This window comes from Leptospiraceae bacterium (assembly GCA_024233835.1).
GTDB lineage: Bacteria > Spirochaetota > Leptospiria > Leptospirales > Leptospiraceae > JACKPC01.
The window spans coordinates 916,156-928,982 of the sequence record JACKPC010000001.1 but is presented as its reverse complement, the minus strand read 5'-3'; the positions used below and the strand labels follow the sequence as shown (position 1 = coordinate 928,982).

Genomic DNA, 12,827 nt, shown 5'->3' with positions numbered 1-12,827 from the left:
TTTTTATTAAGTCCGAAGCAAAAAAGAAAGTTAACTCGGAAGAAATTTCGTTTAAAGCAGTTCTCGAAATTCTTCCTCCTTTATGCCAAACATATTTGTAATTTCCTGAGGAGTAAATTTTTCGGATTGAATGATAGTCCGTATAAATTCCTCTCTTTTCTTTTTTTCTTCTTCTGCTCTTTGTTTCTCCTGTTCTGCCCTTTGCTTTTCCTGTTCTGCTCTCACTCTTTCTCTTTCTGTTTTCTTTCTTTCTTCCGCACGACCTTCCTCACGGGCTGTTTCCATTACATCCAGCTCTGAGGCCAGATTGGACAGATACTTCTCATACTTACGCCTATCTCCTTCCGGCATCTTCATCAGATTGAGTTTTTCACGGGCCCTGTTGATATTTTTTGAATGAAAGGAATCTTTTACCTCGCTGTGCTTTATCATGTAGATCCACTCATCTATGGGGCTTTCGATTATATCTTCAAATTTCTCTACGCGAATCAAGTAATATTCCGGGAACACATTTTTCTCTTTTAGACGAAATTTGGGTTCAAAGACCTCCGGCAAATAGACCCTCTCTCGAACGATAAGTGGTTTATGGGTATGAACACCCCTGAACTCTGTATTTCCGTAGTATATATAGTCATCACCTATGCCGAGATCAAAATAGAGGATGCTGATGGATAAAACCTTTACCACATTCCTATATAAATCTCCGGAAGATAGGTTTTCTACGATTACTTTAGAGGTGCCGTAAAGGAGTCTTTCTAAATAATGTGTTTCCCGGTTGTTCTGAATTTCTATGATGAATTTGCGTTTTTCTTTGTCCTCTACGAGCAAGTCAACCCGGTTGAATTTATCATTTTCATCTTCCCGATTGGATTCACTTTCGGCCAGACTGAGAACTGTAATATCCTCATTAAGAAGAGCCGAGAGAAACCCTTCCAGAATGTCAAAGTTAGACTTATCCCTCAGCAGGTATTTCATAGCCCAGTCAAAACGCACCAGCTTATTCTCAGAAATCATAGGGACAATTTCACCCGGAGTCAAACAAAAGAGCAAGTATAATATTTTAGTTCTTGCCGCCAATAAGCCCTCGGAACAGCCTTTTCCTATGCAAAAATTGGAATTTCCTAAAGAGTTTGTCTGGGGAACAGCAACCGCTGCCTATCAGATTGAGGGTTCACCCAAAGAGGATGGTAAAGGAGAATCTATCTGGGATAGGTTCAGTCACACAAGGGGAAAAATTCGTACAAAAGAGACCGGGGATATCGCCTGCGATCATTACAAACGATATAAAGAAGATATTGCTTTAATGGCAGAACTGGGTTATTCCGCTTATCGCTTTTCTGTATCCTGGCCGAGAATCATGCCAAATGGAAAAGGTCCTGTTCAGAAAAGAGGTATGGATTTCTATGATAGGCTGGTAGATGAGCTAAAACAGAAAAATATAGAACCCTTCTTAACCCTTTATCACTGGGACTTACCTCAAAAGCTCCAGGAAGAAGGAGGCTGGTTGAATCGCGATACGGCTTCCTATTTTGCTGACTATACTGAAGAAATGGTAAAGAAGTTAGGCGATAGAGTGAAATTCTGGATTACCCTGAATGAGCCCTGGATTTTTACTGTGCTCGGTTACTTCCTGGGTGTACATGCTCCCGGCCTTAGAAAAATATTTCGATTCTATAAAGTTGCACATAATGTTTTATTGGCTCATGGTCTTTCTCTGGCTAAAATTCGTGCTGTAAATAAATCCGTTCGAGTAGGAATTACCAATGCCCTTTCTCCGGTTCATTCTCATCGTCTGGATAAATACAGTCATTCAGTAACTATTGCAAATGCGGTGATGAATCGTCTCTGGATGGATCCTATCTTTTTGAAAAAATATCCGACTGCTATTGAAAGAAAAGTTTTGGCTCAGAATAAAGGGGATATCCATCCGGAAGATATGAAAATCATTTCTGCTCCGATTGACTTTTTAGGAGTTAACAATTATTCGAGAACGATAATAAAACCCCTTCCTATACCTGTGTACCCGTTTGTACCGGTTACAGCTTTTTATCCCGGAGTAAAGCTTACCGAAATGGGCTGGGAAGTTTATCCGGATGGACTTTACCAGATTTTAAAATGGATAAAAGAAGAATATGGTAATCCTCCTGTTTATATCACGGAAAATGGAGTAGCATATAAAGATAAATTAGAAAACACGAAGATAAGCGATCCGGAAAGAATTGATTTTTTGAAAAAATATCTTTCTTCCGTACATAGAGCTATTCTGGAAGGAGCAGATGTTAGAGGTTATTTTGTCTGGTCATTTATGGATAATTTTGAATGGGCAGAAGGAAACGCAAAAACTTTCGGGCTCGTACATATCGATAGAACTTCTTCTGACTTAAAACGTTATGCAAAAGATAGTGCTTACTGGTATAGTGATGTAATTAAGCAAAATGGCTTTCAGTTCTGAACCGAATTTTTTTCATGATAAACAAAGTCCGGTCTTATTTCATCCGGACTTGTTTTATTTTTATTCACCTGCCGGGTCGCTATTGATCCATCTTCCTGAATAGATAATATTACCTTCCTTGTCATAGAGAACTCCCCGGCCATTATAAAGGTCTTTCTCAAATTGCCCTTCATAACGCTCACCATTGGAATACTGCATTACTCCTTCACCGTGTGCTTTATCATTTAGAAAATCTCCTCTATATGTATCTCCATTAGGAAAAACTAAAATTCCATAACCCTCTTTTTTTCCATCTTTAAAGGTTCCGGTAAACTTACTACCATCCGGAAGAGTAACAGTAGTTTTACCACTAAATTTACCTTCATGGAAATCTACGACTTTGGATTCCCCGGTGGATAAAGTTATTTTTCCTTTTCCTTCAAATTTTCCATTTTTAAATCCCCCTTCATATTTATCACCATTCGGAAATACCATAACTCCCTGACCTTCAAAGGTACCGCTTATGAAGTCCCCGGTGTATTTTTTTCCATTGGCAAACTTGTAAACACCTTTCCCGTGAAATTTTCCTTTAATAAAATCTCCTTCAAAATAAGCTTTATTCGCAAAAGAGATTTTTCCTCTCCCATGATAGTTATAATCCTTAAATGCTCCTTCGTACCTTACACCACTTTTAAAGGTGAATACACCAAAGCCGTCAAAGGCATCATCACGAAATTCTCCCGTATATTTCTTCCCATCGTGATAAGTATATTCTCCTCTTCCATGTCGTTTATCGTCTATAAATTGCCCTTTATATACATTCCCATTGGAAAATTTATAAATACCATAACCATGTTTTTTTTCTTCCTTAAATTCACCTTCATAGATGTCTCCGTTAGCATAGTAAACAATACCTTTTCCATTAAACTTGTCTTTGTAAAAGTCACCAATAAATTTATTTCCATTCGGGTAGCTTAAAGTGCCTTTGCCGTGTTTTAAATCATCTCGAAATTGTCCTTCATAGAAAGCTCCATTTGAAAAAGTATACTTACCTTTTCCATTAAAGCGGTTATTGATAAACTCTCCCTCATATTTATTTCCATTTTCAAATTCCATCATCCCCTTGCCGCTGAGTCCTCCATTATTGAACTCACCTTCATAACGGGTCGCATAAATATAAGCAGGAGTTCCTTCTTTCATATCCACATTTTTCTTTCCAAAAACCAGAACACCTTTCCCGTGGAATTTACTGTTTCTAAAACTACCCGTGTATGTATCTCCGCTTGCAAACTTCAGAGTACCGGAACCATTTTTGCAATCACCCTGTATACAATCCGCTGCAGAAATGGAAGCTCTGCTAAAAAAGTAGATACTAATAAGAAATAGAATATTGAACCATTTTCCCATGATACACCTCCCTCGAATTCATAGTATCCGAGCTTTTTATGAAATCAAGTGAAAAGTTGGACTTCAAGAGGAAAGGAAAAGTGAACTTTAAAATAAAAAAGATTGACCTCTGTAATTTTTTTTTCCAGTAGTAAGTCTATTTCTAATAAAAAAAGTCTTTTCGGAGTATCAGCATGAAAAAAATTCTAATAACATCTTTAACTCTTATTCTTTTATTTACGAGTACTGCCTGTACCAGGAAAAAAACGGAAATCGATTGGGTAACAACCATTTTGTTTTACATCATCAACCTTCCGAAAGTTCAGGCGAATGCCCTTTGCCGCTTATATCCAGATGGAAAAACGACTTCAACTGTATACTGCAAGGAATTCCATGCCGGTTTTGAAGATACGAGTACTGTAAACTGTGATGCTTCTACCCTGGCAACAGAAGCGGGTTTTGCATCCGGAGTAACCTATGTTGCTGGCAAAAAAACTATTGAAGGTTGCCCAACAGATGGAAAGGTTGCTTCCTGTATAGTAAAAAATAAGGATGGTTTAATTACCAATCGTTATGTTTATTATAGTAATGAAAACGCTTTTACTGCAACTTCCGCACAAACTCATTGTACCTCAATAAGTGGAACCATGGAGTAAGAGAAAAATTATCCCCGGTTTTTTTTAAATACACTTGACTCATTTTTCTTCATGACGTTAAGATAGGCTTAACGCCATGAAGAATCTAAACACTTATTTTATCTTATTTTCCCTCTTTTTTTCTATGTTATCTTCATCGATCCTGGCTCAAAACTCAAAGCCGGCCCCAGCGAAGGAAGATGAAGCTCAAAAAATAGATGAGCAGTTTTCTGACCTGAAAAAAGATGTTGATGCTACTATCAAGAAGCTCATTGCCCGTTTGAAGGAGTCCCAGGCTGAAATAAACACCCTGAAAGCTGATAAAGAAACCGGCTTAAAGGAAAAAGCGGAACTTCAAAAGAAATTAGATGATTCAACGAAAGCTTCTGACGAAAAGTCCCAGAAACTTGAAGAAGCACTAAAAAAGGCCAATGCAGAAGTTTCAGCTCTTAAAAAAGAGAATGAAAAAGTTCAGGCTGAGACGGTAAAAAAAGAAGCTGAATTAGCTAAAACCAAAAAGGAGCAGGAAACCAAAGCAAAAGAGATAGAAAAAAAAGTTGCTGAAAACAATGACATTCTAAAGCAACTTGCACTCATCAAGCAGAAAAATGAAAAGCTAAATGAAGATGCTCGCAAGACATTTGAAAAGCTTCAAAAACTGGCAAAATCCGACGAGAAAGCTAAAGCCCTGGAATCTGAAAATAAAACTTTACAGGCTTCTTTGGCCCAGAAGGATAAGCAAATTGAGGCTCTAAAAGCTACTGAGTCCGACAATAAAAAACTCCTCACAAACCTCGAACAATCAAAAAAAGAAATAGAAACGCTCAAAAAACAGGTTGGGGAGCTACAGAAACAGAATGAGCAAAATAAAGCCCTTGAAGCAAAAAATAAAGAGCTTGCCGATAAATTGAAGAAAAATGAAGCTATTATTGAGCAAATTAAAAAGCTGATAAATAGCCAGTCAGCTTCCCATCATAGGACAAAGGCACCCAATGCATTTGCTCAAAATTAATGCTAATGAAAGGCCTATGTTTTCATGAGTAGTAAAGAATTCTAAAATATTAAAGAAGACAGGTATGGACAGCAATAAAAAATCTTATTTTCGTTTACTGGTTGTGGCAATTTCCCTGAGTTTGTTTTCGGGAAATTTGGTATTTGCCCAGGATTCAAGTTCTAAAGACAATACAGCAGGAGAAAGTTCTCTGGATTGGTTCTATTGGAGATCGGAATATAAGGAACTTCTAAATTCTAAAAATGAAATCTCAAGGCAATACAATTCGATTAAAGAACGGTATGATAAAGAAACGGGAGATCTGACAAAAAAGAACTGGGAACTCGAAGCCCGCATAAAGGAATTAGAAACCAGCATTGCCGAACTCGAAAAAAGTGGCGAACCAAATCGAGAAAGAATCGCAGCTCTGGAAAAAGAACTTGAGGATCTAAAAAAACAAAAACAACAATTAGAATCCCAGCTCGCAGCAGAAAAAAACAGGATAAAAAGTCTTGAGTCCCAACTCGCAGCCGAGAAGAATAAAGTAAAAAGCCTGGAGTCACAGGTAGCTGCTAAAGAAAGAGCCTTAAAAGACGGACAGAATAATGCTGCTGCTACAAAAAAGCTTCAGGATGAAATTAACTCTCTAAAAAACCAGTTAGCCGCAGAAAAGAATAAGGTAGCCAATCTTGAAAAACAATTGGCTGCGGAGAAAAATAAAACAGCAAGTCTCCAAAAACAGGTTGCGGATCTCAATTCAAAGTTAGCAAAAAGCGGCTCAGGTTCCAGTGAAGCAGACAAGAAGACAATAGCCCGCTTACAAAATGAAATCAATAACCTGAAAAACGAGAAAGCTCAAAACCAGGCCAAGATTAATCAATTAAATAATGAAATTGCAAATCTGAAGAAATCCAGCGGTTCAGCAGATAAAGCCATTGAAGAAAACAAAAAACTTCTTTCTCGCCTGCAAGCACTTGAAAAAGAAAATGCTGCTCTAAAAAATAAAATTGCCGGTCTGGAAAAACAGATCGCTGCGAACCAGAAAGCTTTAACCGATAGCCAGAAAGCTTCCGGAGATGTAAAAAAGCTACAGGACAAAATTGCACAGCTTGAGAAAGAGAAAGCCGAACTTCAAAAACAGGCAAATAAAGCTCCGGAATACCAGAAAGAACTTGATGGTCTTTTAAAACAGATTTCAGAACTTCAAAAACAGGTAGACATTCTCAATGAAAAACTGGCCAAAAATCGTTCCGGAGATTCTGAATTACAGGCTCTGAAAAAAGAGAATGAAGATTTAAAAAAACAAAAAGCAGATTTAGAGAAAAAGCTGGCAGCAAACACAAATTCCGGTGGTGACATTAAAAAACTGAAAGATGAGAATGCGGCCCTACTCAAAGAAAAGCAGAATCTTCTTAAAAAAATAAATGATACCGAAAAAGCTTTAGCGGATAGCAAAAAAGCTCAGACAGATGCACAGAAAGCTTTAGCGGATAGTAAAAAAGCCCTAACAGACGCACAAAAAGCCCTGGCGGATAGTAAAAAAAGTCAGCCCGCAGATAATTCCAAAAAGAATGCAGACGAAGCTGCAAAATACCAGGCTGAGATCAAAAAGCTCAACGACAAGATCGCTCAATTAGAAAAGGCAAATAAGGATCTGGAAGCCAAAGCAAAATCTAACACCGCAGGTAAAACAGATAATAGTAGTCCTGAGCTTATGAAACTGATTCAGCAGGTAACTGAACTCCAAAAACAGGTTGCAGAGCTGAGTGCAAAATTATCAAAATCCGGTGGCACAAGTCCTGCACCGGTCAATAACACCGGAGATTCAAAAAAACTTCAGGCGGAACTGGATAATTTAAAGAAAGCCAATGCGGAACTGGAAAAGAAATTAGCAGGCAATCAGAATGCGATTGCAAATCTTGAAAAAGTTCAAAAAGAAAATGAAGCTTTAAAGAAAGACAAAGCTGAATTAGAGAAAAAATTGGCGAGTAACGGAGACGCTGAGAAGAAAATCAAGGCTTTAACTGATGAAATTGCCGCGCTGAAAAAAGAAAGAGATGAATTAAAGAAATCCGGTGGTAACTCTTCTACCAGCAATGAGCAAATAAAAAAACTGGAAGAAAAAGTTGCCGAATTAACCAAAAAACTTCAGGAAGTCATAGCCAAACTTTCCAGGGATCCGGCTGAGATTGATAAGTTAGAAGCTGATAACAAGAAACTTCAGGAAGACCTGGCAAAAGCTCAGAAAGAGTTAGATGGTTTAAAAAATGCCAAAACAAAAACAGAAGATAAATCTAAAGATTCCAAAGCTGCATCAGAAGATCTTGCAAAACTTCAAAACGAAATTAATGGCCTGAAAAAAGCCAAAGAAGAGAGCGATAAGCAGGCAGCCAAAGCCAGGGTTTTAGAAGAAGAAAACAAAAAGCTTCAGGCAGAAAAAGCAGCTCTTCAAAAGCAATTAGCTGATAATAAAAATGCAGCACCTAAAGTTGATACAAAGAAATTGGAGCAAGAAATTGCCAATCTGCAAAAACAAAAAGCAGATTCCGACAAAAAACTCGCTCAGGCACTTGCTGAGAAGAAGAAGGCTGAAGATAATCTGAATCAAATCCAAAAGCAAACTTCGGATAGCACTGCGAAGTTGAATAAAGCTTTAGCCGATCAAAAGAAACTGGAAGAAGAAAAGAAGAAACTGGCTGAAGAAAAAGCCAAACTTCTGGCTGATTTAGAAGCTTTGAAAAAACAAAAGTCTTCTAACGATGATGCTATCGTAAAATCCAAAGAAGAATACGAGAAGAAAAAACAGGATCTCGATAAAAAGCTGGCTGAGCTGAACGATAAAATCTTGAGTCTGGAAAACGAGAAAACAGCTATGAATCAGAAGTTACTGGCTCTTAATGCTGAAAAACAGGGCGTTGATAAAGAGCTAAATAATCTAAAAGATGAATATCTTGTTTTATCGGAAGAGAACAAAAAGCAAAGAGAAGAAATCGAAAGATTAAAGCAACAGGCCGACAGTCTGAAAAAGAGTTTGAAAGACGAAATCAAAGATGGACAGGTAACAGTTGATGACAGCAATTCAGATAGAATTAATATTAATCTGAATAACAAGCTGACTTTTGCACCTGGTTCTTCAGAACTAAGCCCTGATGGAAAAAGAGCTTTACGTAAAATAACCAGTGTTTTGAACAAATATCCGGAAAATACAATTTTTGTGGAAGGACATACAGATAGTACCCCGGTAAAACATAAGAAGAATAAATTCAAAGATAACTGGGAACTGTCTACCAAAAGAGCAATGAGTGTTCTGCGTTATCTCCTCTCCTTAGGAAAATATGAGCCGGGTAAATTTGCCGTAGCCGGATATGCAGACTATAAACCTGTAGCTTCCAATCAAACCCTGAAGGGAAGAAAACAAAACAGAAGGGTTGAGTTAATTATTGTTCCAAGAAAGAAAGTAGCAGAAGACAAATAAAATCTACACCATTGCCCTTCGGCTGAGCTCAGGGTCCGATGGCATTATCAGAGAGTAGAATAGTCAAAGGGCGGTGGTACTAAAGCGACCACTGTCCCTTATGTTTACTTCCAGGTGAGGTCAATCGGCCTCACCTTCTATAAACGGATCCGAATTTTTCCCCAATCCAAAAGACTCTATAAAATTATTAATAGTTTCAATGTGGTCCTGTTCCGGAGCCAGGCGATTGCTGCTCGGTTCATACAGGTGCTCATCGAATACATGAAAATCAAAAATCTTGAGTTCAAAATCGGGAATAGTAATAATGATGTTTTCTGAATGTAAATCTAAGATCAAGTTTTCTTTATCAGCCAGGTATTTTGTGGCTTCTATTACCCGATGAAAGTTAAAAGCAATTTTTTTGAGTTTGGATTTATTGACCGTTCCGAATTTATGAGAATCAAAATTTAGCTTCCATTTTGGAAACAATCTATCAGCGATAAAGTTCTGTTTTACCTTATCCTGTAAGTTTACAAATTCTTTCAAATGTTTTCCGGCCAGTAGAATCTGTCTATCACAGGGAGTTAGAGTAGCTCCTTCTGAAAGAAAGGGTCTGGAGCGATAGCGAATACCCATAAAATACTTGGTAGGTAAAACCAGATCCGGTAGAAGAGTTTTCACTTTCCAATAGTGAAGCCTCTCCAGTCCAAGACGAACAAATTTCAAATGAATTGCTTCTTTTGTATTTCGATTTCGAACCCTGGATTGTAAAAATTCACTGAGTTGAAGTTCTTCCGGTTTTAAATATATCGAAAGATTTTTTTCAACTTCTCGAAAAAGAGAACCAAAAAGTGGATCGGAATAGAATTTGGATTTTCCTACCTTTAAAACCTGATTCCAGGGAAGGTGATATACTAACTTATAAGACCCCCTGCCCAGGTAAGCCTCATTTGATATGGGCATGAAATCACTTAAAAATTCCCGGTTGTAACGATAATCTATCTGGAAAACATGAGAAACGGGAAAAACCTTATCATAAAGGTCTCGAAAAATTCCCTTTTTTCGTAATTCAAGGTTAATAGGGAGATTTTCAATGGGAATATCTCCCTGTTGAACCCTGGATAATTCCTTATCCAGACCTTTTTCCAAAAGTTCTATAAAATTAGGGATTTTTTTGAATCTGTTTTTCGACTGTATAATCTTCTTGAATTTATCCCTATATTCCCGGTACTTATTGATCATGGGTTGTTTACACTCCAATACTCACTGTATGTAAACCAGAGAATTAATCTATAAAAAATTAAGGACAAAAAATGGAACTTCAGGAAGCGATTCAAAAAAGAAAAACTAGCAATAATGCTTTTTTAAATAAACCTGTTTTGGAGTCTGATCTCAGGCAGATTATCAATGCAGCCAACCGGGCTCCATCACACTTCAACAGCCAACCCTGGGATTTTATCGTAATTACTGATGAGAATAAACGCAGAGAAATCGGACAGATTGCCAAAGATTCTATGAAAAAGTTAATGGAGCAAGGAACTTTTTTTGAAAGATATAAAAAGTATTTTCGCTTTTCCAAACAAGATATCGAAACTAAGCGCACAGGAATACATATTGACAGAATTCCTTTCTTTTTAAGACCTTTTATATCTTTTCTTTTCAGCCAAAAAGCCGTTTCTGTTTTAAACTTTTTTCATGTTCCGGATATCCTCGCAAAAGATGCAGAGAATATCGTGACGAACTCTCCGGTATTATTAGGTTTCATGTTAAAAAAAGAAGAATACAAACCCGGAGAGAAATCAGGTATTTACTCCCTTATTTCTATGGGAGCAGCTTTACAGAACATCTGGCTTACTGCAACTTCCTTACAAATGGGAGTACAATTTGTATCTACTCCCATGGAAATTCCGGAAAACTGGAATAAGATCCTCGAAATCTTAAAAGTTCCGGATACACATGAACTGATGGCCGTATACAGACTGGGTTACCTGGATCCGGCAGTTACACGAAACAATATTGACTGGATTTCTGATGAAAGAAGAAGCTTTGAAGAGCTTGTAAGCTGGAATTATTATGGGGGTAAAAAACTCAGCTAAATTCCTGAAAATTGTGCAGGATAGAAAAGTTATGCAGACCCTGTTCTGTATTTCCGGGTCGATTCAAGATTATGGCCCGGATAGAAGCTTCCTGTGCAGCCTCTGCTTCTTCTTTAATGTCTGTGAAAAATAAAATTTTTTCCGCTGATATATTTACCTGCTTCGCAATTTCTTTATAGGAATTGGCTTCTCGTTTGGCTCCAATTTTTGTATCAAAATAATAGGAAATATATGAACTCAGGTCTCCCCTATTCGAGAATCGAAAGACCAATTTCTGTGCTTCTATACTACCTGAGGAATAGATTCCGATTCTTTTTTGATTCTCCTTTATCTTTTCAAAGAAAGGTGGAACATCTTCATAAAGAATACTCTGAATTTCTCCTGATTCAAACCCCTTTTTCCAGATCTTTCCCTGAATTTCTTTTAAAGCGGTACTCTTCCTATCTACCTGGATTAAAAATTTCAGATAGTTCTCTATAGATTGCCTGTTTGTGTATTCGAGTTCAGCGGTATAAATGTTTTGTTGTCTATCTTTTTTGTATTCTTCCTTTAAGAGTATATAAACTTCAGTACTGAGCCCATTATTTTGCAGGTAAGCCGAAAGTTCTCGTTTAGAGTAGGGAAACATGACTTCATGGACAAAACTGATGGGGCTGGTAGTTCCTTCTATATCAAATAGAAAAACATCTATAGAGTTAAAATTCATAGAACCAGAGTATTTTTAGCTAACTTTGCTAAAAGAGAAAATTGTTCTTAGTTATATATTTTCAATTGTTTTTTCTGATCTATAACTTGACAAAAATAGTGGGTATAATCGTTTGTTACTATGCCTTATGATGATGATTATGAAGATGATTTTGAAGAAGATGAATACTACGAGGAAGATGATAGTATAATTCTTGCTTGCGAAGACTGTGATTATCGTTGGAAGCTAAATTACGAAGAATTCGATGAAGAAGAAGACTATTATCGCAATGATGATATGATTTGTCCGATGTGTGGTTCTTCTAATGTAGTGGAAATTTAACACAGGTCCTCGACTTTATGTTTTCTTCCCTATCTTATTCAATAGAAAGGTGGGGGAGTCTATACCTTTTCCTTTTATTCGCTCTTTTTTCCCCTACTTTTTCTCAAAGTTCTTTAGAAGCAGCCAAAACTTATTATAATCGGAACCTTTACGAAGAGTGTTTATCTGTGTTAAAAACCGAAATGAAAAAACCGGATTTTAAACCGGATAAGAATTTTTTACTTCTATTTTTTTTAACCGAACCTGAGGTGAAGAATTTAAATGCTATGCTCTTTGAGCTTTATTCAAAGGGAATCAAAGCTGAGGATACCGACTTTTTTTTCTATATCCTCATCAGTATGGATAAAGCCCTTGTGTCCGGAGATTTCAAACCCGGAATTATTTGGGGAGACATTTTTTACAAGGAAGCAGAGCATACCCGGTTTTATACGGAGGGAATTTATCTTTATTCCTGCCTCCTATTTGCAAGAAAAGATTATAAATCCTTAAATCGAATTATGGATGAAATCCTTGAAAGTGAAAAAAAAACTCCCTCAGTGGATAAAACCCTTCTCTTAAAAAGTTACAAACCGGAAAATACTTTTTACCTAAAAAGATCTTTTATTAAAAATTCTTTAAAGTCAAGGTACAGAAGCCTTATTTTTAGAAATCTCATCCGTTTCTACCGTAGACAAGGAAAACATAAAATAGCGACAAAACTAAATAAAATTCTCTTAAAAATTCAGAAGAAAGAATTACTGGAAGAGAATATCAAAAAGTTATCCGGAGTAAATATGAAAATGTAGTTGCAAAACTTTTATAAAAATC

11 protein-coding genes are annotated in these 12,827 nt (G+C 36.9%); 7 read left to right on the top strand and 4 right to left on the bottom strand.

Annotation, left to right across the window (positions count from 1 at the left end; genetic code table 11):
• Positions 1-51: 51 nt before the first annotated feature.
• Complete coding sequence (locus H7A25_04300; protein ID MCP5499098.1) at positions 52-1,014, bottom strand: PD-(D/E)XK nuclease family transposase; 963 nt, start codon at positions 1,012-1,014, stop codon at positions 52-54.
• Positions 1,015-1,102: 88 nt separating this feature from the next.
• Between H7A25_04300 and H7A25_04295 the strand changes: the two genes are divergently transcribed.
• Positions 1,103-2,452: a beta-glucosidase gene (locus H7A25_04295; GenBank protein MCP5499097.1), complete on the top strand. Its 1,350-nt coding sequence runs from the start codon at positions 1,103-1,105 to the stop codon at positions 2,450-2,452.
• Between the two features lie 60 nt (positions 2,453-2,512).
• On the opposite strand, the gene H7A25_04290 is transcribed toward H7A25_04295, so the two are convergent.
• Positions 2,513-3,838, bottom strand: coding sequence for a hypothetical protein (locus tag H7A25_04290; protein ID MCP5499096.1), 1,326 nt, complete (start codon positions 3,836-3,838; stop codon positions 2,513-2,515).
• A 173-nt stretch (positions 3,839-4,011) separates the two neighbouring features.
• Here H7A25_04290 and H7A25_04285 point away from each other — a divergent pair, with 173 nt between their 5' ends.
• The 3 genes from H7A25_04285 (at position 4,012) to H7A25_04275 (ending at position 8,918) form a co-directional block, all read left to right on the top strand.
• A complete protein-coding gene (locus H7A25_04285; protein ID MCP5499095.1) occupies positions 4,012-4,473 on the top strand; it encodes a hypothetical protein in 462 nt (153 codons plus the stop codon).
• Between the two features lie 76 nt (positions 4,474-4,549).
• Complete coding sequence (locus H7A25_04280; GenBank protein MCP5499094.1) at positions 4,550-5,464, top strand: hypothetical protein; 915 nt, start codon at positions 4,550-4,552, stop codon at positions 5,462-5,464.
• Positions 5,465-5,528: 64 nt separating this feature from the next.
• Positions 5,529-8,918: an OmpA family protein gene (locus tag H7A25_04275; GenBank protein MCP5499093.1), complete on the top strand. Its 3,390-nt coding sequence runs from the start codon at positions 5,529-5,531 to the stop codon at positions 8,916-8,918.
• Positions 8,919-9,038: 120 nt separating this feature from the next.
• Here the strand turns inward: H7A25_04275 and H7A25_04270 are convergent, their stop codons facing one another.
• Positions 9,039-9,707 (bottom strand): hypothetical protein, encoded by a 669-nt coding sequence (locus tag H7A25_04270; GenBank protein MCP5499092.1) that lies wholly within the window; start codon positions 9,705-9,707, stop codon positions 9,039-9,041.
• 503 nt (positions 9,708-10,210) lie between these two features.
• Here H7A25_04270 and H7A25_04265 point away from each other — a divergent pair.
• Positions 10,211-10,993, top strand: a complete 783-nt coding sequence (locus H7A25_04265) for a nitroreductase family protein (GenBank protein MCP5499091.1) — start codon at positions 10,211-10,213, stop codon at positions 10,991-10,993.
• Here H7A25_04265 and mtnC read toward each other — a convergent pair.
• On the bottom strand, positions 10,986-11,699 hold the full coding sequence (gene mtnC / locus H7A25_04260) for an acireductone synthase (protein ID MCP5499090.1): 714 nt from the start codon (positions 11,697-11,699) through the stop codon (positions 10,986-10,988). The two genes, H7A25_04265 and mtnC, sit on opposite strands and share 8 nt — an antisense overlap.
• 120 nt (positions 11,700-11,819) lie before the next feature.
• Between mtnC and H7A25_04255 the strand changes: the two genes are divergently transcribed.
• The gene (locus tag H7A25_04255) at positions 11,820-12,020 is read left to right on the top strand and encodes a hypothetical protein (GenBank protein ID MCP5499089.1); all 201 of its coding nucleotides are present in this window, start codon (positions 11,820-11,822) and stop codon (positions 12,018-12,020) included.
• A 182-nt stretch (positions 12,021-12,202) separates the two neighbouring features.
• Positions 12,203-12,805 carry a hypothetical protein gene (locus tag H7A25_04250; GenBank protein ID MCP5499088.1) on the top strand — a complete coding sequence of 201 codons (603 nt, stop codon included), beginning with the start codon at positions 12,203-12,205 and terminating at the stop codon, positions 12,803-12,805.
• The last annotated feature ends 22 nt before the right edge of the window (positions 12,806-12,827 follow it).